Consider the following 23,431-nt stretch of genomic DNA (forward strand, 5'->3'; position numbering starts at 1 on the left):
ATTTCAAAATTAAGGATTATCAAGGAATGAAAGCTACACAGGTCTCGATACATAACTGAGAAGTACTAAAAAATGAATCAGTAATAAATAATAAAGCTCAATAGGCAAAAGCCACAAAGCAATGATATAGACTAGTGGAAAAGTGATTAGGCCTATGCTAAACTTGAAAGTGCCATAGAAAACTGGGTCTTGCACTTTAGGTTTGAAATAGCACCAAATCAAATAAAGTGGAGCGATTAGTACTCTATAGAAAGCTCTAGGATAACTTTCGCGGGTTTTAGCCCGAGGTACTTTATCTAGGTCCAAGTCTGTCTGATCAAGTATAAATGGCTGTTGAAAATCGGTATGCTCCTTCAGACTTTCTTTCTCTTGAGGGCTTAGACTGGTAGTGATGTGTACGGTAAGTTTTTCTAATGCACGCTGAGCGTCTGCTACCAGCATATTTATGGCTTGATCATCATAATTTTCTAAATCGAGCGCTTCACCAAAAAATATAGATACTTTGCTTCTACTGTACTGATGTGCACTGTAGTTGAGCCCTACTGGGACGATGACAGGCACTGCCGCTGGATATGCTTCTCTAGCACCAAAGGCTAGCTTTGCAAAGCCCTTTGTTAAGGGTCTTACTCTCCTTTCCAAACTATGATTGCCCTCAGGAAACATCACTATAGAGCCACCGTTACCTAAGACTTCAAAGCCCTTATTGAAGGTTTCTTGATTATTTTTCATAGCGGCAAGTCCATCTCTAAATCGATAGATAGGAATCATTCTGATAAAGTCCAGCATCCTAGCTACCATGGGATTTTTAAAGGCACTCGCACGTGTGAGAAAATGTGGCTTCTGATCGATATGTGTAGCGATCATCAATGGATCTAAAAGTGCGTTTTGATGATTGGCTATGAAGATGATCGGCCTCCCTTTAGGGATATTTTCTTTCCCATACACGTGGATTTTATGATAGAAAATATGAAGCGCTACCTTCACAAGTAATCTCAAAATGGTATTGAAAATATCTTTCATCTTTTGTTTCTTTCTTCACTCCAAAAAGTGGCTAAACCCATACCTGCGATGATGTGCCATATACCCCACCAAGCTGCGATGATAGCCATACCTCCCAATCCATCAAAATAAGTGAAAATGATCACCAAGGCCAAGCCAGAATTTTGGATGCCCGTCTCGATAGTGATCGTCTTAGTATCTGCTAGATTTAGACGGCCTAGTTTGGCTATGGTGTAGCCTGTAGATAGTGCCGCAAGGTTTTGTATCAAGACCCAAGCAAAAATTGTCCAGATGAATTTTAAGAATAAGCCATAATTATTGGCAAAGGCAACTGCTACAAACCCAGCAAAGATCAGAATAGAAAGAGGCTTGAGAATTTTACTAGCTTTCGTAGACCAAGCCGGCAGGTAATGACGTACTAGCATACCAACAAGTAATGGAATTCCCAAGATGATCAGTACAGTGAAAAAGACTTCCTCATAATCTAAGCTGATAGTTTGGAGCATATCAGCCGTAGGTGTGTACAAGGACGCCCATAAGCTGAAGTTTAAAGGAGTTAAAAAAATGGCAAATACGGTAGAAAAGGCAGTAAGACTAACAGAAAGTGCAGTATTTCCTTTAGCCATATGGCTGATAAAGTTGGAGACATTGCCTCCTGGACAAGCCGCTACGAGCATCATGCCCAGCGCGATGCTGGGTTGAGGAGTAAAGATAATGACGAGTAGATATGTGACTAAAGGGAGTAGTACAAACTGGGAAATTACACCTATAAAGAATGATCTGGGAGATTTGGCTATATACTTAAAGTCACTGATCTTCAAATCAAGTGCTACACCAAACATGATGATTGCCAGTGAGAGATTGAGCAGCAGGAGTGATCCTTGGTTAAACTGTAAGTTAGCGCTATCTAATGCCTGATTCATAGAGGTGGAATAGCGACAATAATACTAAAAATCTATGGATAAAAAGAAAGACTCCTTTTGGTGTACCCCTTCTTCAAACAATCATGAGGAAGCCCAACACCAAAAGGAGTCTAAGAATTGTATGTAGTATGGGTTATTCCACCGTTACTGATTTGGCCAAGTTTCTTGGTTGATCTACATTACAGCCTCTCATGACAGCGATATAGTAAGAAAGTAGTTGAAGCGGTACGACAGATAATAGCGGTACAAAAGCTTCATGTGTATCTGGAATCTCGATTACGTGATCTACCATGTTTTTCACATCATGATCACCTTCTGTCACTACTGCGATTACCTTTCCTTTTCTCGCTTTTACTTCTTGGATATTGGATACTACTTTCTCGTATGAACTATCCTTAGTCGCGATAAATACTACTGGCATCTCTTCGTCTATCAGGGCGATAGGTCCATGCTTCATCTCTGCCGCAGGATAGCCCTCAGCGTGGATATACGATATTTCTTTCAACTTCAATGCGCCTTCTAGTGCCACAGGGAAATTGTATCCTCGGCCTAAGTATAGGAAGTTTCTAGCATCTTTAAATTTAGCTGAGATTTCTTCGATCAACTTAGCAGATTTGAGTGCTTTCTCTACTTTGCTAGGAATTTGCTCTAGCTCATTAAGCAGCATCATATAGTTGCTCTCAGTGATGGTGCCTCTTCTATGACCTAGCATGAGTGCCATCATCGTGAGCACAGATATCTGCGCTGTAAATGCCTTGGTAGAAGCTACACCGATCTCTGGTCCAGCGTGTGTGTAAGAACCTGCATGTGTTGCTCTTGGAATCGATGATCCTACGACATTACATACGCCAAAGATGATCGCTCCTTTAGATTTAGCCAATTCTATAGCCGCTAGTGTATCAGCAGTTTCGCCTGATTGTGAGATAGCAATGACAAAATCACCTTCTCTGATCACTGGGTTTCTATATCTAAACTCAGAAGCATATTCAACTTCTACAGGGACACGAGCAAACTCTTCAAATAAATACTCCGCTACAAGGCCAGCATGCCATGAGGTGCCGCAAGCCAAAATAACAATGCGATCTGCATGCTCAAACTTATTCATGTAGTCTCTTAAGCCGCCAAGGACTACTCGACCACTCTTAGCATCTAGACGACCTCTGAGACAGTCAGCGATAGACTTAGGTTGCTCATAGATTTCTTTCAGCATGAAGTGCTCAAAACCACCTTTTTCGATAGCTTCTAGCTCCATTTCAAGCTTATGGATGTAAGGCGTATTCTCTACGTTCTCTATGTTTTTTAGTTGGAGCTTATTGTCACGAATGATCGCGATCTGAAAGTCGTCAAGGTAAACAACTTGATTAGTATACTCAATGATTGGTGTTGCATCAGAAGCTAAGAAATGCTCATTTTCTCCAACGCCTATGACGAGTGGACTACCTTTTCTTGCTGCGATAAGCAGATTTGGATCTTCTTTAGACATGATCACGATCGCATAGGCACCTACTACTTTGTGCAGAGCTAGTCTGACAGCTTCTTCTAGTGTACAGTTAGCGTTCTTTTTGATGTCTTCGATAAACTGTATGAAGACTTCAGAGTCTGTGTCACTATTGAAAGTATAGCCTTTATTGAGCAAATCTTGCTTGATAGAAGCATAGTTTTCTATGATTCCATTATGGATCAAGGCTAAGTTTTCACTTTGTGAGTAATGCGGGTGAGCATTTCTATCATTTGGTTCACCGTGAGTGGCCCATCTTGTGTGACCAATACCAATATGACTTTTTAAGTTTTTCTGATCGAGTAAGTGCTCTTCTAAGTCTGAGACTTTTCCTTTTTTCTTATAGACGTTGAGACCGTCACTATTTAGCAAAGCTACTCCGGCACTGTCATAACCACGATATTCTAGTCTTTTTAGACCTTTGATGATGATTGGGAGTGCTTCTCTCTGCCCTACATAGGCGACTATTCCACACATAAAAATATTGGATAAAGGTTGAAATATGAATTTAACGCTAATTCTTAAAGTTAGCGAATTTTACTGTAGTAGATTCTTAGTCTGATTTGATTTTCATCTACTATGAATCCAGAAACTCTCGTTTGATAATTGCTTGGATATATGAACAACTCTGGAATCTCATTAGGTTCGCCTAGACCACCTCTATTGACAAAGTCTAAGAAGTCAGTGATGGAGACACTATATAGTCTATCATCATTGTCAAACTCTATTTGCGCTGGAGCGGTGATTCCTCTAGGATCAGAGCGATCTCTCTGAACCGATCTAAACTGTCCATTTAAAGAATCTCTGAGAAATTCGTTTTGCTCATTGACATAATACAATACCCCTACAGGAAACGGTGTCGTATTAGCAGTGAAGGTATTTACAGGCCCTACAGCAAACTCTGCACGATTGATTACTAGGTTTTGTACAGTATCCTTAAAGGCGAAATAATTGTCAAAATTCACTTTAGCCAATAATCCTATGCCAGACTTAGAGGCTACTAAGCCGTTTTGTGGAGGGTATGTTTGTCTTGATTCAGTTACATTAGCAAATGTACTTCCTGATTTATCGTTTAGCACTTGAGAGAAGTGCTTGCCTCTGGCTGTGTTAAATATTACTGTTGCACTGTCATTTGAGTTTGTTGGATCTTTATAGAAAAGAATCAATCTAGTTTCAGAGTTAAGAAAGGTGATAATTGATTCTGGGTTATTATTTAGTGAAATTTTTATTCCTTTAAAATACTGCTTTAATGTACTATCTGATTCGACTGATGGATCATTGTTTTTAATTTTATTAAATAAATCATTGCCAAAATCATCCTCAAGTTTAATAGTGATTAATGTGTCTACTCTAGTCTCAAAATTGAAAGTATTTTCCCCCAAAGAGATATTCTCCGATGCCAATTGATCTCTTGAAAAATAAATAACGGAATCTAAAGGGCTTATATCTTCTACTAATCTAAATACCTGAATGTCCTTAGCGCTAGTCCTGTTTCCGAATAGTGAATTTACTCTAAGTTCAAGAACTAAAGAATCATAAATAGTTTCTTGATCTAAAGTAGGTTTCGCTAAGGCATAGCCGAAGTTAGTGAAGCCACTAGCGTCTATACTGCCAAAGTCACTATCTGAGTAGCTACCAGCTATGAGTGTTCCTGTGTTAGTTGTATTAGTAGAGTCTAGGAAAACTTGAGAAGCAGAAAGGGGTATTTCTGTATAAAATACCCCAAACTTATTTCTATCAGGATCTATTTCTAAACCTACTTCCGCAGGGTCAGTACAAGCATTTAGTAGGATAAAAGTTGCTGCTAAGCCTAATAGCTTAACCGGCAAGGTCTGTATAAAAGTTATAGTAGCTTTCGACAAAATTGTCGTCTTGATCACTGATTTCACACTTTTTATCTTTTGGTAATTCTTCAACTAATTTATTCAAGCTATCGGAGAAGTTGTCTTCGGCCTTGATGACTGCGTCTGCATATTCCATACCAAGCTTGATGAATCCCTCAAAATCGGCAGTTTTTAGACTCTTCAACATATTGTCTTCGATGTCTATCATCTTTACCTTTTCGATTAGATCAGTGCCAAATTTATGATTAAATCCGTTATTATAAACCCCGAACACACTTTTTGTATTTTGGAAGAGTGGATCGTTTTTATAAGTAGTCTTGAGATACATAGGGATCAAGCTCGTCATCCAATCATTGCAATGAACGATATCAGGATTCCAACCAAGTTTTTTGACAGTTTCTATCACGCCTTTGCAGAAGAAAATCGCTCGTTCGTCATTATCCTCATAAAACTTGTTTTCCTTATCGAAGAAAACGGACTTTCTCTGGAAATAGTCTTCATTATCTATGAAATAAACTTGAAGCTTTGCGTTTGGAATAGAAGCAACCTTGATAATCAATGGCTTCTCTTCATCTCCTACAGAGATATTGATTCCAGATAATCTAACGACTTCGTGCAACCTGTTCTTTCTTTCATTGATCAATCCGAATCTTGGAACTAGGATTCTGATCTCCATACCTCTCTCTTGCATGGCTTGAGGCATTTTTCTGACAAATTCGGCAACTTCAGATGTTTGTAGGAAGGGATTGATTTCACTTGCAACGTAGAGAATACGAAGTTTAGACATAATACTGTGGGGTTAATTGAAATTCAATATTTAGGGCATACAAAATTACAAAAAAATAAGATAATTTCATTGGAAATCATTGGGAAAATATACCTTTGCCGGTATTTTGATATAGCTTGAGCCCTCCTATATGCTAGTGGTAAATACAAAAAAAGCCCTTAGAGAACTGATTAAAGGGTATAAATCTAAAGGAAAGACCATCGGTTTTGTACCTACTATGGGCGCACTACATGAAGGTCATATTTCTCTCATCCAAGCTGCTAATCAAGCTTCAGATATCACGATCTCTTCTATTTTCGTCAATCCTAAGCAGTTTAACAATTCGGAAGATCTACAAAAATACCCTCGAACTGCTCAAGCAGATACTGATCAACTAAAGGAGGCTGGCTGTGATGTACTATTCATGCCCTCAGAATCAGAGGTGTACTTGGATGGGGAGACGCTTCAGCTTTCTTTTGGTTCATTAGAACATGTGATGGAGGGTGCATTTAGACCAGGACATTTTAGTGGTGTAGGTCTTATAGTAAGCAAGCTATTCAATTTAATACAGCCTGATAAAGCATATTTTGGTTTGAAGGACTTGCAACAGTGCACGGTTATTTCTAAGCTGGTAGCTGATTTAGATTTTCCTGTAGAAATCATCAAAATGCCTACGGTAAGAGCTCATGACGGTTTGGCACTCTCCTCGAGAAATGCACGCCTCAATCCCTCAGAAAGAACTGCGGCCACGATACTCTATCGATCATTGATCCATGCACAAAGCTTATTAAGCAAAGGCGTAGCGGTAAAGGAAGTGATTGATCATTCCAAATCTATGATAGCGCAGGAGCCACTAGCTCAATTAGATTATTTTGAGGTGGTAGATACCAAAGAATTAAAGCCACTTACTAATGTACAAGGCCAAAATGAAGTGGCTATTTGTATCGCTTGCTTCATAGGAAGCGTTAGGTTGATAGACAATCTGGTATTTATTCCCTAGTTTTGCCCGCAAATCCAATTCAATCATGCTTTTAGAAGTATTAAAGTCTAAGATTCACAGAGTGAAAGTCACTCAGGCAGAACTCCACTATGTAGGCAGCATCACTATAGATGAAGCGCTCATGCTAGAAGCTGGTCTGCTGGAAAATGAGAAGGTACAGATCGTCAATATCAATAACGGAGAGCGTCTAGAGACTTATGTGATCAAAGGAGAAAAAGGCTCAGGGACTATCTGTCTCAATGGTCCTGCTGCGAGAAAAGCGCAAGTAGGAGATGTCATCATCATCATAGCTTATGCACTGATGAGCCCTGAGGAGGCGAAGACATATCAACCTAAGGTGATCTTCCCAGATAGCCACAATAAACTCATATAAGCATTGAAAAGTACAATCGGTCAGGCAATTAGGTTCATCATATCACTTGGGATCGCGCTGGCTATTTTTTGGTTTTTGTACAAGGATTTCAATCTCAATGATTTGAAGACATACTTCAAAGAGCTTTCAGTTTTTTGGGTTTTTGTCTCTATTTTCATTTCTCTTCTGGGTTATGTGATGCGCACACTGCGCTGGAGATTACTATTAGAGACTAGTGAGACGCATTCGGATATTGGGTTTTTCAGGGTTTTTTGGGGCTTGATGTTTGGCTATGTAGTTAATCTAGTACTACCAAGAGCTGGAGAGCTGAGCAGATGTGTTTACCTGCGAGATACTACAGGTTATCCTGTGTCTTCTGCTTTGGGGAGTGTGATTACAGAACGAGTGATCGATCTTATCTGTTTGATTGTGATTACCTTGCTTGCCTTGATTTTTCAATTTGGTGTTTTTACAGACTTGTTCGAAGAGCTCGTGTTGAGTGGTTTTGAGCTCTCTTTTGTTTATTTTATTGTTGGCGCTTTACTGATTGCGTTGGTTGGACTTTGGGGAGCTATTGCTTTTTTCAAAAGGCTATCCGATACGAATAGATTCAAAGTGAAGGTCTTAGACTTTTGGAAGGGTTTGAAAGAAGGCCTTTCGGGGATTTTCAAATTGAGAAAAAAGCGTACATTCCTGATGTATTCGGTACTGATTTGGCTATTTTATTTTTTGATGATGTGGACTATCAGCAAGGCAGCTACTGATACAGCTGCCCTGAGTCCAGCTGCCATTTTGGTAGTTTTAGTGATGGGAAGTATTGGCATGATCGCTCCCGTCCAGGGCGGCATTGGCACATTTCATGCCTTGATCGCGTTCATTTTGTCAGTATATGGTATTGAAGAGTCGCAGGGTAAGATTTTTGCTATCATTACTCATAGTTCACAAGTACTGACTGTCATGGTGCTTGGGCTTGGAAGTTTGATTTATCTAGCCAGAAAAAGAAATAAAAATCGGGTAGTAGAATCAACCACAAAAAGCTAAATTCGTATCAAGTAAAAAATTAACCTTAAAGAGAATATGCTTATCCTCATTTTAATTGTATTTGGAATCATCAGCTTTGCGGTCAGCCGTAAGCTTAAATCAAAATTCAGAAAGTATTCACAGATTCCATTAAGTGCAAACCTCTCTGGTAGAGAAATCGCAGAACTCATGCTCAGAGACAATGGTATCAACGATGTGAAAGTAATCAGCGTAGAAGGTCAGTTGACAGACCACTATAATCCAATGGATAAAACTGTCAATCTAAGTCCAGATGTCTATCATGGAAGGTCTGCTGCTGCTGCTGCAGTAGCTGCCCACGAGTGTGGTCACGCGATACAGCACGCTACTGCCTACAGCATGTTAGAGTTCAGATCGGCCATGGTGCCTATCCAAAATATCAGCGCCAAAATCCTCAATATCATATTCATGGTGAGTATTTTCGGAGGGATGTTCTTGTTCAGTGGATCAGGTGGAGCCAACTGGAACATGATTTTATTAATTATCATAGGGTGCTATGGTGTCATGACACTTTTCACCTTTGTGACGCTTCCAGTCGAATTTGATGCAAGTAAGCGAGCGCTTGCTTGGATAAAAGATAGAAACATCGTCAATGCTGGTGAGCATGATATGGCTAAGGATGCCTTGAAGTGGGCAGCGATGACTTATGTGGTAGTAGCTATCGGTTCACTGGTGACGCTTTTATATTATATCTCACTATTCTTAGGGAATAGAGACTAATTGAAATTGCACTTAGTTTAGTACAAAAAAGGGACAACAATTTGTCCCTTTTTCTATTTTATAACTATCTTTCCACGCAAAATACAAACAGATGAATTTCGAACTTTCAGAAGAACAATTAGCAGTACAAGCAGCAGCAAGAGAATTTGCGCAGATAGAACTTTTACCAGGTGTCATAGAGAGAGATAATGAGCAGAAATTCCCTGCTGAGCAAGTCAAAAAGTTAGGCGAGCTAGGCTTTATGGGGATGATGGTAGACCCAAAGTATAACGGTGGCGGTATGGATACATTATCTTATGTCATCGCTATCGAAGAGCTTTCTAAAATAGATGCTTCAGCCTCTGTCTCTATGTCAGTGAACAACTCACTAGTGTGCTGGGGATTGGAGAAATATGGTACGGAAGAGCAGAAGCAAAAGTATTTAACCAAATTAGCTGCAGGAGAAGTGATAGGGGCTTTTTGTCTATCAGAACCTGAGGCGGGCTCTGATGCTACTTCTCAGAAAACAACTGCTGAAGATAAAGGTGATCACTATATCCTAAATGGTACTAAGAACTGGATTACTAATGGAAACTCAGCTTCAGTTTACCTAGTCATTGCACAGACAGATGCTAGTAAAGGGCATAAAGGTATCAGTGCTTTTATCGTAGAAAAAGGATGGGAAGGATTCGTTATTGGTAAGAAAGAAGATAAAATGGGTATAAGGGGTTCTGATACGCATTCTTTGATGTTTACCGATGTGAAAGTCCCTAAAGAAAATAGGATTGGAGCAGAAGGATTTGGTTTCACGTTTGCTATGGAAACGCTCAATGGAGGTCGTATCGGTATTGCAGCTCAAGCGCTAGGTATCGCAGCGGGGGCTTTAGAAGCATCTATCAAATACGCTAAAGAGCGTAAAGCTTTTGGTGTAGAAATAGCAAAGCATCAAGCGATACAATTCAAACTTGCCGATATGGCTACTGAGATTGAAGCTGCTAGACTTTTAGTTTACAAATCAGCTGCTCTCAAAGATGCTGGACAGGACTATGCGCATGCAAGTGCGATGGCTAAGCTTTATGCTTCTGAAGTGGCAATGAAAGTGACTACTGAGGCTGTTCAAGTACATGGGGGATATGGCTATGTAAAAGAATACCATGTAGAGCGTATGATGAGAGACGCCAAGATCACTCAGATATATGAAGGAACTTCTGAAATTCAAAAAATAGTGATTTCACGAGGATTGCTTAGATAATTCCTGTCATAGTACAACAATAAAAAAATATCGAGCGATTTTTGCTCGATATTTTTATTTTTAAAATAATAATCTATAAATTGTGAAGAATTAAAGTTAGAATAGTCCAATTGCATTTTTTACATTAAAACAAACAAACATGGAATACTATAATAAGATCGTTGAGTCGCTAGGGATACGATTCAGCAAAGCAGGCAACTCTAAGCAAGTAAAGCCTTTCACTATCATGGATTACTATGATGTGGACAACACTGTCATCTTAGTACACAATGGCGAAATCTTCTTTGATGAGGAAGAAGAGCCTGTGAGAGAGGGTGACATTCTATTCATTCCTGGTGGTAGAGCGACTAAGCTTACTTATGGAAATGGAAAGAAAAATGAAATGAGCTATGAGGACTTTAAGGTAGACAAGAGGAAATATCTTCAGTCGATCAGTTTTCATGACCTCAGAGAGGTGAGAGAAGAGAAATTCACGACAATCACTTTCGAGACGAAGGTTTTTGATGTGGTCAACTTTTTTTCTTCATTGAGTATTCCTCCTTTTGTGATCAAGTTTAATGACAAGATCGCCTACATCATCGAAGAGCTCGCTAAAGAAAGCGAAGGTACTCAGCAGGTAGGTAAAGAGCGTATCATTCAGGTGACTGCAGAGTCTCTTGTCATTGAGATCGTTCGTCATATCTTGAAAAACAGACTATTCGTAGAAGAGCTTACTACCAACAGTACTTACTTCAAGGATCCTCGTTTGATCGCGATGTTTAATCACATCAAGCAGAACATCGGTGGTGATCTATCTAATAAGGTACTTGCGAAAGTAGCCAATGTATCTGAAGACTATGTAGGACAGTACTTTAAAATGCTCACTGGTATCAATCCTCAGGACTATATCGAGTATCAGCGTATGGAAGCTGCGATCAACTTACTCAGAACTACAAAAGATAGTATCAGAGATATCGGCCGTAAGGTTGGGTACAAGGATACTGCTTACTTCTGCCGTAGATTCAAGATGATGTATGGTATCCCAGCGGGTAAGATGCGTAGAAGAGAGACTTTAATTAATGTTTAAAATATCATTATAAGCCAATATTTTCTCAGAAACCTCAACGATCAAGTTGGGGTTTTTTTCTATCCCATTGCCTATGACTACCATGTCTGCTCCCGCTATGAGCGCATCCAAGACTCTTTGAGACGTATTGAGTCCACCACCTACGATGATAGGCGTATCTACAGCTTTTCTCACTGCTTGTATGACGCGTGGATGTACGGGTTCTTTGGCTCCGCTACCGGCATCTAGGTAGGTGAGCTGTAGACCTAGCATCTCCCCAGCCATAGCAGTACTAGCAGCGATTATGGGCTTATCATTAGGGATTGGTTGAGTGCCACTGATGTAGCTCACACTGGTTGGTTGGCCACTATTTATGATCATGTAGCCAGTAGACAGGATCTCTAGTTGGCTCTTTTTTAGAATAGGGGCAGAAAGTACATGTTGCCCAATAAGTAAGTCTGCATTGCGACCAGAGATCAGCGATAAGAGTAAGATCCCATCTGCAGAGAGGTCGATTTGCATATTGCTACCAGGAAAAAGGATTACTGGGATTTCACAATTTTTTTTGATGGTTTGAATGACTGTAGACAGGTTATTAGCTGTCAGCAGGCTACCTCCTACCAAGAAAAAATCTATTTTGCTTTCTACTCCTATTCGGATTAGTTGAAGCAAATTGTTTTGTTCCTCTGCTTTCTCAGGATCAATGAGTACAGCAAAGGCCTTTTTTCCCTTACTTTTTAAGGATAGGATTTTCTCTCTGAGTAGTGTTGGTCTCATGGGATGTTTTCTTGTCAAATAGTCCGTCCAAAAGTCTGGATTTTACCAAGCCAAAAGCAAGCAGTCCAGCTTGAATCATGATTTTTCTACCAAATGAGCTAGATGATGTGGTGCTTTTAGTAGACTTTTCTTTTTTGCCACTGAGTAGCCTTGAGCCTATGGCTATGATGCTTACTCCAGCTGCGGCTGCGCCAGCGTATTTCAGGTATTCATTTGCCGAGGCACTGATCTGATCTACATCCTTACTGATACTCTGTGTGAGTTCAGCTTCTCTAGCCAAAAGTCTGTTTTTATCTTCTAAAATGCTGCTCATGGTTATTTCTCTTTAAAGATAAAGCTGTAGATGAAATCAGTGATTTGAACTTTGATCTTCTCACTTTTCCACATTTGAAGGATAATGAAAGCTAGTATAATGTAGGAAAATGAGACAATCACAAAGCCCATATAGATGCTCTCTAAGAGCCTATTGAGCAAGAAACAAAGGGCAAAACTGGAGAAAAGTAAGGCTAAGAGCCCGACTAGAGAGAGCGTAAGTAGGATAAAAACTTTGGTGATCAGTGTGCTAAACTCCTTTTTGATGTCGAGTTTGAATAGCTCCACCCTGTTTTCAACTAAGGCGATGATATTTTTTATCAGATTTTCTATAGGAGGCATGTGCTATATATTTTACTTAAAGATACATAATGCCCTTTGAAATACTAAATCTTAAGAAAAATGAGGCTTCTTGCTACAAAAATAGGTGTAAGAAAATTAATAGAGGGATATTTCTACCCCTCTAATTTATTGTTTCTTGTAGATGTATTCTGAAGTATTGTTGGTGAGTCTATATGATGTTTTATCTATTTGCTCAATAGCGTAGCTTATACGTTTTTCTTCAATTTGTCGATATCTATCTAGTTTCATGTGGCATTCAACACTTAAGGAAAGTCCTTTCTTGTTTTTAAGAGGGATATTGATAGCCTGGTATCCTAAGCCCCAAATTTTGATTTTATCGACTGATGAATTATTAGGTATACTAATCTGCATGATTTGCTGTTCAGCATAAGTAAGTCGTGTGATAACTTCATCATACTTATTTAAAAGTGTGACAAAAGCATTTGCAGGATTCATGTCATTTTCTGAGTCAAGAATCTTTAAGTTTATTAAAGTTGATTCGGAAGATAAATTTTCTTCTTTGATAATAAATGTTGACTGCTTCTCTTCTTTGATAGGCTGAAAAAAGAAGTAAATGGAATCATCTTCTATTAAGTAAAGTCCTTTTCCCTTCAAACTATCTAAACCATTTGATTCAGACCAATAGAATTTATTTCCCTCAAATTCGATTAAACGCGCGAACTCTTTAGTTGGGTCAGTTTTTAAGAAACTTCCATTAAGTGATTGCGAAAATGCATTTGTAGAAATTGAAACTATAAAAATTGACAATAATAATTTCATTTTTTATCAATAAGTTTATAAAAAAATTATTTAATCAAAAGTATTGATAATTTTATATAATTCAAATTATTAGTGAAATCATTATTTTACTACTATGATAAATCAGACTTATTTGTGTCTTTTTCTTCTTTAGGTATAGACCAAAAAGTTTCTGCTTTTTTGCGTGTTTGTAGTCTACTCTGGTCAGATCTATTGAAATAGATCAATAGGAAGGGGATCACAAAGAAAGTCATTAAAATATAGGCAAAACCAACAAAACGGGTTTTTGTGGTCATATTGCCAAATCTAGCAGCTAGATTGATAGGGATGTTTCTCAAAAATGGGAAGGGGAGGAATAAAAGTGCTCCAAATAAATTGAACAACACGTGAGCAATAGCAATGCTCACAGCAGCTTCAGATTTATATAATGAAGCGATCACAGCAGTGATAGTCGTGCCGACATTTGCTCCGATGATGAAAGGGAACACTTTGCTCAAACTCACTTTTTTGGCTGCTACTAGGGGAACAATCAGTGATGTAGTCACAGTACTAGACTGAACAGCAGCAGTGATCAGCGTACCCATAGAGAAGGCGCTAAGAGGTGACTTGAAAATTTTCTTACTTGTCTTTTTGAACCCCTCTACAATAAATGCCTTGTATATGATACCTGATAGGAGTTTAATCGCTAGGAATAAGAGCAAAACAGAAAGTGTGATCGAGAGATACACGTTAGGAATCAAAGACATGATAGCCTCTGTGAGTGGCCTTGTGAACAGTTTGCCATAGCTCAACTCTCCTGAGAAGTTTTGATCAATGGAAAAATAGTTGGTAGCAATATAAGCAGCTGAACCAGAGAGTGCCTGGAAGTAATATTCCAACGGGAGCAGTATAATGACTATGAAGATATTGAAGAAGTCATGGAGAATGCCAGCAGAGATTGCTTTTCTAAACTGATCTTTTTTGATCACATAGCCAAGTGAAACGAGTGTACTCGTCAGAGTCGTACCAATATTTGCACCCATGATCATCGGAACAGCACTAGCAAAGTTGAGATTACCTGAAGCGACTACTGCCACCACCATAGAAGTCACTGTAGAGCTACTTTGGATCAGGGCGGTCATTAGTAAACCGATAAATAGACCCACAAATGGATTGGCTGTGGCAGAAAAAATTTCTCGTGCAGTATTGTCATTTACTTGACTCACCGCAAAAGTCAACCAATCTATCGCTAAAAAGAACAAAGCTAGCGCAAGGATCATCTTGATTACCAGTGCAGCATAGTTCACTGGTTTCGGTATATCAGAAATAACTTGAGCTTGCGTCATAGTGAGGTGTAGAAAGGCACTTTAGCTAGTGTTGAGCTTTGGTCTTTATCAATTTACAAAAGTACTGGTTAGCTAAAGGATAAATGAATATTCTATATGAAGCTTTTGTTAATTTGCTTTAAGAAATTAATCGCTGCCTGAATCAGATATTCAAAAGATTATTTTGGCCTTTCAGAAGGGGAAGCTGAGTATTTTGGCGTTTAGATTTGTACAAAATGAATGTAAACTCAAAGGGGTAAAAGCGATTCGAATTATTTCTCATAGTTAACAATTAATTAATATGCCACCTTGCCAAAGTTCTTTAACTTTGCACAAAACAAAATTTGCTTTGTATAGCAATTAACTCTTTATGGCCAAACTTAAAGACCAAAACATCAATCAGGACGTACTATCTAAAGTCGCCTATAATCTCTTTGATGTTTCCAAAAAAGAAAAGACTTTCCTCCTTATCGTTTGTATACTAGTCACCACCGCAGGTGTCATTGCTGATTATACTTATGCGGCTATGTGGTTTGGATTTTTCTTAGCAGCATACTCAGCTGTAGCCAATGATAGTATCCAGACTATAGGGACTTTCATCTCATCAAATTACGATAGAAAGTGGTACTGGTTGTGGTTATTCATGGGGATCATTTGGCTATTGACTGTAGGGTATAGCTGGTTTGTATATGACGGAGATGTGAGTCATCAGCGTTTGGCAGTGCCAGGACTTGATCAGGCTCCACAGTCCTTTGAGTTTTTGCAACTTTTGGCTCCGATCGTACTCTTGGTGATGACGCGCATGCGTATGCCAGTGTCGACTACTTTCTTGCTCCTCAATGTATTTACTTACAAAGCAGGAACACTATTTAGTGTCATTGGTAAGAGTTTAGCAGGATATGTTCTCGCATTCGGTATTGCGATCCTTGTTTGGTTTTTGATGGAGCGTTTTGTGGAAAATTTCCTTAAGGGGAAACCACATCCTGCTTGGTATATATTTCAATGGATTATTTCTGGCTTGCTTTGGTCTGTCTGGATCATGCAAGATGCAGCCAACATAGCAGTATTTTTACCTAGGCAACTGAGTGCTGTTGAGTTTACTGTTTATGCAGGTTTTGTTTTCTTTGGTTTGGGCTTCTTATTTTACATGAAGGGAGACAAGATCCAAAGTATCGTGAATGCTAAAACACGTGTAACTGACGTACGTGCTGCTACTTTGGTAGATTTCGTTTATACGATCATCCTGTTTTACTTCAAGATGTATAGCAATATCCCTATGAGTACTACTTGGGTATTTATTGGTCTACTCGGAGGTAGAGAGATTGCTATAGCTATCGGTAAGAAAAAGGCTAAAGCAAATAAGAAGAAAATCAGATTTTTTAGATCACTTGGTATGGCAAGTAGCGATATCGGAAAAGCTAGTATAGGCTTGATCGTATCACTGATCCTAGCGATCTTGATCAATGAAAATATCAGAACAGAGATTTGGGAATACTTTAAATAAGCCCTCTAAATAACTCAGAGAAGCCCTAACATTCAGTTGTTGGGGCTTCTTCTTTTTATATGATTTTCAATTATTAATTAAGCCTCTAGCTCTTTGATTGCTAGCCAAGTCATCAAGCCTGCTCCGATCTCTAGCGCATCTTCGTCTATATCAAATGTAGGCGTATGTACACCTGAGGTGATGCCTTTGGCTTCATTGCGTGTGCCGAGTCTATAGAAGCAAGCGTCCATCTCATGCGTATAGTAAGCAAAGTCTTCAGCAGCCATCCATAGGTCTAGGTCTACGACATTGTCTGCACCTAAGTATTCTATGGCGGCAGTTTTAGCTTTAGCAGTGAGTTCTGGGTGATTTTCTAAGTAAGGATATCCATTGACTATTTTGAATTCACAGCTTCCACCCATGGCTTCTGCGATGCCCTCCGCCATTTTTTTCATGCGCTTGAGTGCATCTGCTCTCCAAGGTTCATCCATGGTACGAAAGGTGCCTTCTATTTTGACTTCATTGGGAATGACATTCGTAGCTCCATTAGCTATAAATTTGCCAAAGCTCAATACGGAGGGTACTTTAGGAGAAGCATTGCGGCTGATGATTTGCTGCAAACTGACGATGATATGACTGGCGATAAGTACAGGATCTATACCCATTTCAGGCATGGCACCGTGTCCACCTTTTCCCTTGACAGTGAGATAGAGTTCGTCAGCGCTGGCCATATACATCCCTGGTCTGAAACCTACTTTTCCCACTGGGATGAGTGGCATCACATGTTGTCCAAGGATAGCATGTGGCTTAGGATTTTGGAGAGCCCCGTCTTTGATCATGTAGGAAGCGCCTCCTGGGGCAGTCTCCTCTCCAGGTTGGAAAATAAGTTTTACTGTTCCTTCAAAACTATCTTTTACCTCAGTGAGGATCTTGGCTACTCCAAGCAATGATGACGTGTGCACATCATGCCCGCAAGCATGCATGATGCCTTCTTTGGTAGATTTGTAGCTGACATCGTTAGCTTCTATGATGGGTAGAGCGTCCATATCAGCTCTAAGTGCTACTATTTTTTTATCTGGATTTTTGCCTTTGACCAAGGCAACGATGCCTGTGGTAGCCTTACGCTCAAGTTGCGTGATACCTAAGTCCTTTAGCGTTTTTTCCACATAATTGGCTGTCTCAAACTCCTGAAAAGAAAGCTCGGGATTTGCATGAAGGTGCCTTCTATGTTGGATGATTTGTTCTTTGTATGCTTTAGCTAGGGACTGTATTTGCTCCTTGAGTGTTTGCATGATTATTTGTTTGGGAATCTTTGTGGGATCACATTGGCATCTTTGTAGACTTCTTTGATACGTCTAAAGGTGCTCTGCGCTTCTATCCTACTGATATATTGGCCAACTCGCACGATATAGCGAGTGGACTCATAGCTGATATCTGGTGTCAGGTCGGGAAATTTATCATAAAGCTCATTTCTCAGTGCATAAGCAGCCTCTCTATCTTGACCAGAAAAAAGTTGAATAGTGTAGCCAGAATAGAAGTCTTGCTTTTTATTTCTAGTCACTAGACTATCAATAACTAGTTCAAGTTCTGCATCTATCGTCCTTGTGCTGATGACCTTTTCATCCCCATCATTTTTAGCACTAGTTTTTTGACTAGCTTCCATCTGTTCTTGATAGGTAGCGTCTACTAGAGGTCTATAGGCTGAGAGGTCTTCAGTATAGCTAGTGGGGCTACTGGTCGTCACTTTAGTACTGGTACAAGCTACTGACCCTATCACTGCCAATAGGCAGCAATAGGTCATTACTTTTTTCCAGTTTTCGAATGTTATTCTTCTAAGAGTATACATTTCTTGTTCTTGATATCTTCCTCTACTGTTTTGAACTTGACATCTTTTTTCACAGTACCATCCATGTACTGTACCGAGACTTTATCATTTCTACCGATCAATTTTTCAGATTTGATTGGTGCAGTTACTGTCTGAGTTTGTGTCGCATTAGTAGCTACTGCTCTATTTCCTTGAGGATTTAGTACAGATTTAGAGTCTTCTTTGCTTGCTTTTACATTTTGCTGAGGGGCTCTTTGGCTTTTAGCTTCGCGCACATCGTCAGGCTGTGTCACTGGCAGGTCAGCTCTAGTCAAGAACGATACAATGTCCTCATTTAGTTTAGAGACAAATCTTTTGAAGAGTTCGTATGCTTCAAATTTGTAGATCAAAAGCGGATCTTTTTGTTCATAAACAGCATTTTGTACGGATTGCTTCAAGTCATCCATGTCTCTGAGATGTTCTTTCCACTGCTGATCGATGATCGCTAGGGTGACAAATTTCTCAATAGATCTGATGAGCTCACGACTTTCAGTTTTGATGTTCTTCTCTAGATTAGTCACGATACCGATCTGTTTGATGCCATCTGATACAGGCACCATGATATCCTTCACAGTAGCACCTCTTTTCTCATAGACATCTTTGAAAACGGTCAGTGTTTTCTCAGAGATACGCTTATTCTTTTCTTGATATGACTTAAATACTTGATCAAAAAGCTGTTGAGTCAAGTCTTCTACGCTGCCTCTTTCTACTTTATCTTTATCTAAATTAAAATCAATGTTGAGTGTACTGTAGGCGTTCATTCTAAGCGTTTCTACATCTCCGCTAGCCTTGGCCATGCGGATGAGTTCTTCGCAGGTATCATAAATCATATTCATGATATCCAACTCGAGACGCTCTCCCATGAGGGCATTTCTACGCTTCTTATAGATGACTTCTCTTTGAGAGTTCATCACATCATCATACTCTAGTAGCCTCTTTCTAACCCCGAAGTTATTCTCTTCTACTTTTTTCTGAGCCCTTTCGATAGACTTAGTGATCATCGAGTGTTGGATAACTTCACCTTCTTCAAGCCCCATACGGTCCATGAGTTTGGCGATACGGTCAGATCCAAAGAGTCTCATGAGGTTGTCCTCTAGAGAGACAAAGAACTGAGAAGATCCTGGATCACCTTGTCTACCTGCTCTACCTCTTAGCTGTCTATCGACTCTTCGAGATTCGTGACGTTCAGTACCGATGATCGCGAGACCTCCAGCCGCCTTGGACTCGGGTGTCAGCTTGATATCTGTACCACGACCAGCCATATTGGTAGCGATGGTGACTGTGCCAGGCTTACCTGCTTCACCAACTACCTCTGCTTCACGCGCATGCTGCTTGGCATTAAGGACTTGGTGCTTTATCTTTTTGAGCGTCAGCATTCGGCTGAGAACTTCAGAGATTTCTACAGATGTCGTACCTACTAGAACAGGTCTTCCTTTTTCCGTAAGAGAGACGATCTCCTCTACGACTGCATTGAATTTTTCTCTGACAGTCTTGTAGACTAGGTCTTGCTCATCTTTTCTCGCGATTTCTCTATTGGTCGGGATGACGACTACATCAAGCTTATAAATCTCCCAAAACTCACCCGCTTCTGTCTCGGCAGTACCAGTCATACCAGATAGCTTGTGGTACATACGGAAGTAGTTTTGGAGCGTGACAGTAGCATAAGTCTGTGTGGCATCTTCTACCTTGACATTTTCTTTGGCTTCGAGTGCTTGGTGAAGACCATCAGAGTACCTTCTGCCCTCCATCACACGACCTGTCTGTTCGTCTACGATCTTGATTTTACCATCTACGATGATATATTCCGTATCTCTCTCAAACATGCAATAGGCCTTTAGTAGCTGATTGACAGAGTGGATACGTTGTGCTTTGGTACCGTATTCTTTGATGATGTTATTTTTCTTCTCTAGCTTCTCCGCATCGCTTAGGTTTGGATCATTTTCATGCTTGACTAGCTCTACAGAGATGTCTGGTAAAATGAAAAAGTTAGGATCTTCTCCTGCTCCAGTGATCAGGTCGATCCCTTTTTCTGTCAAGTCTACCGCGTTTGATTTTTCATCTATGACAAAAAGCAAAGGCTCATCTGCCTCTGGCATTTTCTTTTTGTTGTCTTGCAAAAAGTAGTTTTCAGCCTTTTGAAGGATCGCTTTCATACCAGTTTCAGATAAGAATTTGATCAATGGCTTATACTTCGGCATCCCTCTGAAGACTCTGAATAAGGCCACTCCACCTTCTTCTATATTACCTTCTTTGATGAGCCTTTTGGCATCATTGAGATATTGTTGTACGATTTTCTTTTGTTCCTCTACGAGCTTAGAGATGCGAGGCTTTAGGTCATAAAACTCATGCTCATCTCCTCTAGGCACAGGGCCAGATATGATCAAAGGCGTACGCGCATCATCGATCAATACTGAATCTACCTCATCGACCATAGCGAAGTGGTGTCTGCGCTGTACAAGGTCATGTGAGTCACGAGCCATATTGTCTCTGAGGTAGTCAAAGCCAAACTCATTGTTGGTACCGTAAGTGATATCACAGTTATAAGCAGCTCTACGCTCTTCTGAGTTTGGCTGATACTTATCTATACAGTCGATAGTCAATCCGTGAAATTCAAAGATCGGTGCCATCCACTCAGAGTCTCTACGAGCGAGGTAGTCATTGACAGTGACGATATGCACACCTCTACCTGCTAGGGCATTGAGAAATGCTGGAAGCGTAGCTACGAGTGTTTTACCTTCACCAGTGGCCATCTCTGCGATCTTTCCTTGATGGAGGACGATACCACCGATGAGCTGTACATCATAGTGAAGCATATCCCAAGTGATTTCATTACCAGCAGCCATCCACTTGTTATGCCAGATGGCTTGATCATCATTGATCTCTACGTTTGATTTTCTAGAGGCAATGGCTTTGTCCAAAATCGTAGCAGAAACTTTCAGTTGATGATTTTCTTTGAATCTGCGCGCAGTTTCTTTAACCACAGCAAAACCAAGCGGAAGGACTTTCATAAGAGAGTCTTCCAATGTCTTGTTACGATCAGCTTCTATTTTATCTATTTGATTGAAAAGCGCATCTTTTTCATGAATTTGCTCAGCACTCATGGACTCTATTTGCTCATGCAGAGAGGCTATTTGGTCGTCATAAGTTTTTAAGTCTTGCGCTAATATATCTTTGATCTCTTGTGTCTTAGCTCTTAGGGCGTCATCAGAGATGTCTGATAGTTTGGCATATTCCTCATTGATGAGCGTCACATAGGGCATTACTTCTTTGATATCTCTACCGGATTTTGTGCCAAATACTTTGGCTAGTCCTTTTGCAATAAATTCAAGCATATTGATAATTCTTTAATTCAGGGTTTTAAAATTAATTCCTTTTTGTGTAAATAATAAATAATCAAGGCACTTTGGGAAGCAATATCTTACTAGTATCTACCCCTCCCTCAAAAACCAGCTGAGCAGGCCCTTCTAGATAGATATCATGGTAGCTACCATCCACTTTTTTAGTAAATTTTACTTGAAGACTTCCCCCAAGCGTCTTGATCTTGACAGGACTAGGACTGCCAAGTACACCCATGACTAAGGCACAAGCGGTGACACCTGTACCACAAGAAAGCGTTTCGTTTTCTACACCGCGTTCATAAGTTCTAACGAAGATTTCCTGTGGATTGATTTTTTCTATAAAATTAACGTTCGTACCATGAGGTTTATAAGCATCACTGTATCTGACTACTTTGCCCGATTCATAGACTGGGTAGTGAGTGATATCATTGACTAATCTGATATGATGTGGCGAACCTGTATTGACAAAGTAATCTTCATCGGTCTTTGAAACTTGGCTGACATCCCCCATCTTCAGAGATACCCAACCATCAGCATCGATGCTCGCAGTATGTGGCCCATCTATCGCTAGAAAGTGCGTTTTTTCTTGAATGATCTGTAGCTGCTTAGCAAAACTGACCGCGCAGCGTGCACCATTACCGCACATGCTCTGCGAGCCATCGGCATTGTAGTAGATCATCTCAAAATCATAGTCTGCATGATTTCTGATGAGAATCAGTCCGTCTGCTCCTACGCCAAACTTGCGGTCGCAGAGCTTTTGGACAAGATCTATTGCTTTTATATCAAAGCGCTCCTCTCTGTCATCTATCATGACAAAGTCATTGCCTGTACCTTGATATTTATGAAAATCTAAAAACATTCGTATCTCTAGTGTATTTATAATAAAAGTGCAATGGCAATTTAGTATCAAAAACCAAGCTATTCACCATATCTGTCACTAAAAAAGCAGAGATACTGACAATAGGTCAGGCCTTTTATGGAAATAGATTTTTGATCTCATGATCTTATCCCTAACTTTAATCAAAACAATCAATGACTATGAATACTTCTCGAAGAAAATTTTTAAGCCATAGCGCCAAAGGAGCCGTAGCACTCAGCGTGGGAAGCTCGCTAGTCAGTTCTGGTTTCTTGACAGCATGTGGCCAAAGTACCGAACAAGCAGCAGTACTAATGACGGGCTTTGAGCAGATGCCATTAGGCTATGAGTTTGCGGCACTCGAGCCACACATCGATGCTATGACGATGGAGATACACTATACCAAGCATGCTGCAGGTTATGCAAGTAATCTGAAAGCAGCCATATCAGAGGAAAGTGCATCTGCTGCTAAATCTGTGGAAGAGATACTAGCCAATGTGTCTAAGTATTCTACGAAGATGCGAAACAATGCGGGTGGTCACTATAATCACGAACTATTTTGGAGTATCATGTCACCAAATGGTGGGGGACAACCAAGTGGCGATTTAGCAGAGGCGATTACTAGAGATTTTGGTAGCTATGAGGCTTTTGTAGAGCAATTTGAACAGGCAGCTACTACACGCTTTGGCTCAGGCTGGGCTTGGTTAGTAGCAGGGGCAGATGGCAAGCTTCAGGTGGGTTCTACACCTAATCAGGACAATCCGCTCATGGATATCTCTGAGCTCAAAGGCACACCGATCATCGGTATAGATGTATGGGAACATGCCTACTATCTAGAGTATATGAATGAAAGAGCACGTTATGTATCAGCTTGGTGGAATGTACTCGACTGGAATAAGGCTGCGGCAAGATTTGCGACTATTTAAGCAGTAAGTATATTGCGAAAAGCCTCTTGATGT

Annotated in this window: 22 protein-coding genes; 8 read left to right on the forward strand and 14 right to left on the reverse strand. The window is 40.0% G+C overall.

Features of this window, described 5'->3' with window-relative positions; genetic code table 11:
• Window positions 1-33: 33 nt before the first annotated feature.
• From I5349_RS06440 to I5349_RS06460, 5 genes are all read right to left on the reverse strand, one after another.
• Window positions 34-1,020, reverse strand: a complete 987-nt coding sequence (locus I5349_RS06440) for a lysophospholipid acyltransferase family protein (RefSeq protein ID WP_226389923.1) — start codon at window positions 1,018-1,020, stop codon at window positions 34-36.
• Window positions 1,017-1,922, reverse strand: coding sequence for a bile acid:sodium symporter family protein (locus I5349_RS06445; RefSeq protein ID WP_226389924.1), 906 nt, complete (start codon window positions 1,920-1,922; stop codon window positions 1,017-1,019). The genes I5349_RS06440 and I5349_RS06445 overlap by 4 nt, the downstream gene beginning before the upstream one ends.
• A 133-nt stretch (window positions 1,923-2,055) precedes the next feature.
• Complete coding sequence (gene glmS / locus I5349_RS06450; protein WP_226389925.1) at window positions 2,056-3,897, reverse strand: glutamine--fructose-6-phosphate transaminase (isomerizing); 1,842 nt, start codon at window positions 3,895-3,897, stop codon at window positions 2,056-2,058.
• A gap of 50 nt (window positions 3,898-3,947) precedes the next feature.
• Window positions 3,948-5,282: a DUF4270 family protein gene (locus I5349_RS06455; protein ID WP_226389926.1), complete on the reverse strand. Its 1,335-nt coding sequence runs from the start codon at window positions 5,280-5,282 to the stop codon at window positions 3,948-3,950.
• On the reverse strand, window positions 5,239-6,051 hold the full coding sequence (locus I5349_RS06460) for a glycogen/starch synthase (RefSeq protein WP_226389927.1): 813 nt from the start codon (window positions 6,049-6,051) through the stop codon (window positions 5,239-5,241). Before I5349_RS06460 ends, I5349_RS06455 begins: the two co-directional genes overlap by 44 nt.
• 130 nt (window positions 6,052-6,181) lie before the next feature.
• Between I5349_RS06460 and panC the strand changes: the two genes are divergently transcribed.
• From panC to I5349_RS06490, 6 genes are all read left to right on the forward strand, one after another.
• A complete protein-coding gene (gene panC / locus I5349_RS06465; protein WP_226389928.1) occupies window positions 6,182-7,030 on the forward strand; it encodes a pantoate--beta-alanine ligase in 849 nt (282 codons plus the stop codon).
• 25 nt (window positions 7,031-7,055) lie between these two features.
• A complete protein-coding gene (gene panD, locus I5349_RS06470) occupies window positions 7,056-7,403 on the forward strand; it encodes an aspartate 1-decarboxylase (RefSeq protein ID WP_226389929.1) in 348 nt (115 codons plus the stop codon).
• 3 nt (window positions 7,404-7,406) lie between these two features.
• The gene (locus I5349_RS06475; protein ID WP_226389930.1) at window positions 7,407-8,423 is read left to right on the forward strand and encodes a lysylphosphatidylglycerol synthase transmembrane domain-containing protein; all 1,017 of its coding nucleotides are present in this window, start codon (window positions 7,407-7,409) and stop codon (window positions 8,421-8,423) included.
• Window positions 8,424-8,459: 36 nt separating this feature from the next.
• Window positions 8,460-9,161 (forward strand): zinc metallopeptidase, encoded by a 702-nt coding sequence (locus tag I5349_RS06480; RefSeq protein ID WP_226389931.1) that lies wholly within the window; start codon window positions 8,460-8,462, stop codon window positions 9,159-9,161.
• Between the two features lie 91 nt (window positions 9,162-9,252).
• A complete protein-coding gene (locus tag I5349_RS06485) occupies window positions 9,253-10,392 on the forward strand; it encodes an acyl-CoA dehydrogenase (protein WP_226389932.1) in 1,140 nt (379 codons plus the stop codon).
• A gap of 139 nt (window positions 10,393-10,531) precedes the next feature.
• Window positions 10,532-11,458 carry a helix-turn-helix domain-containing protein gene (locus tag I5349_RS06490; RefSeq protein ID WP_226389933.1) on the forward strand — a complete coding sequence of 309 codons (927 nt, stop codon included), beginning with the start codon at window positions 10,532-10,534 and terminating at the stop codon, window positions 11,456-11,458.
• Here I5349_RS06490 and I5349_RS06495 read toward each other — a convergent pair.
• From I5349_RS06495 to I5349_RS06515, 5 genes are all read right to left on the reverse strand, one after another.
• Complete coding sequence (locus tag I5349_RS06495; RefSeq protein ID WP_226389934.1) at window positions 11,444-12,214, reverse strand: phosphoglycerol geranylgeranyltransferase; 771 nt, start codon at window positions 12,212-12,214, stop codon at window positions 11,444-11,446. The genes I5349_RS06490 and I5349_RS06495 overlap by 15 nt on opposite strands.
• Window positions 12,168-12,527: a hypothetical protein gene (locus tag I5349_RS06500; RefSeq protein WP_226389935.1), complete on the reverse strand. Its 360-nt coding sequence runs from the start codon at window positions 12,525-12,527 to the stop codon at window positions 12,168-12,170. The genes I5349_RS06495 and I5349_RS06500 overlap by 47 nt, the downstream gene beginning before the upstream one ends.
• Window positions 12,528-12,529: 2 nt before the next feature.
• The gene (locus tag I5349_RS06505) at window positions 12,530-12,868 is read right to left on the reverse strand and encodes a phage holin family protein (protein WP_226389936.1); all 339 of its coding nucleotides are present in this window, start codon (window positions 12,866-12,868) and stop codon (window positions 12,530-12,532) included.
• A gap of 126 nt (window positions 12,869-12,994) precedes the next feature.
• Window positions 12,995-13,648 carry a hypothetical protein gene (locus I5349_RS06510; RefSeq protein WP_226389937.1) on the reverse strand — a complete coding sequence of 218 codons (654 nt, stop codon included), beginning with the start codon at window positions 13,646-13,648 and terminating at the stop codon, window positions 12,995-12,997.
• Between the two features lie 92 nt (window positions 13,649-13,740).
• Entirely contained in the window at window positions 13,741-14,952 is a 1,212-nt protein-coding gene (locus I5349_RS06515; RefSeq protein ID WP_226389938.1) for a Na/Pi symporter, read from the reverse strand.
• A gap of 349 nt (window positions 14,953-15,301) precedes the next feature.
• On the opposite strand from I5349_RS06515, the gene I5349_RS06520 reads away from it, so the two are divergent.
• Window positions 15,302-16,435, forward strand: coding sequence for a hypothetical protein (locus I5349_RS06520; RefSeq protein WP_226389939.1), 1,134 nt, complete (start codon window positions 15,302-15,304; stop codon window positions 16,433-16,435).
• Between the two features lie 77 nt (window positions 16,436-16,512).
• Here I5349_RS06520 and I5349_RS06525 read toward each other — a convergent pair whose 3' ends face one another.
• The 4 genes from I5349_RS06525 to dapF form a co-directional block, all read right to left on the reverse strand.
• Window positions 16,513-17,706 carry a M20 metallopeptidase family protein gene (locus I5349_RS06525; RefSeq protein ID WP_226389940.1) on the reverse strand — a complete coding sequence of 398 codons (1,194 nt, stop codon included), beginning with the start codon at window positions 17,704-17,706 and terminating at the stop codon, window positions 16,513-16,515.
• 2 nt (window positions 17,707-17,708) lie between these two features.
• Window positions 17,709-18,260: an SPOR domain-containing protein gene (locus tag I5349_RS06530; protein WP_226389941.1), complete on the reverse strand. Its 552-nt coding sequence runs from the start codon at window positions 18,258-18,260 to the stop codon at window positions 17,709-17,711.
• On the reverse strand, window positions 18,239-21,610 hold the full coding sequence (gene secA, locus I5349_RS06535; RefSeq protein ID WP_226389942.1) for a preprotein translocase subunit SecA: 3,372 nt from the start codon (window positions 21,608-21,610) through the stop codon (window positions 18,239-18,241). Before secA ends, I5349_RS06530 begins: the two co-directional genes overlap by 22 nt.
• Window positions 21,611-21,671: 61 nt before the next feature.
• Entirely contained in the window at window positions 21,672-22,475 is an 804-nt protein-coding gene (gene dapF, locus I5349_RS06540; RefSeq protein WP_226389943.1) for a diaminopimelate epimerase, read from the reverse strand.
• Window positions 22,476-22,648: 173 nt separating this feature from the next.
• Here dapF and I5349_RS06545 point away from each other — a divergent pair, with 173 nt between their 5' ends.
• Window positions 22,649-23,398: a superoxide dismutase gene (locus I5349_RS06545; protein ID WP_317194232.1), complete on the forward strand. Its 750-nt coding sequence runs from the start codon at window positions 22,649-22,651 to the stop codon at window positions 23,396-23,398.
• Window positions 23,399-23,431: the final 33 nt, after the last annotated feature.

The sequence above is a fragment of the Penaeicola halotolerans genome (assembly GCF_016464625.1).
GTDB classification, from domain to species: domain Bacteria; phylum Bacteroidota; class Bacteroidia; order Cytophagales; family Cyclobacteriaceae; genus Penaeicola; species Penaeicola halotolerans.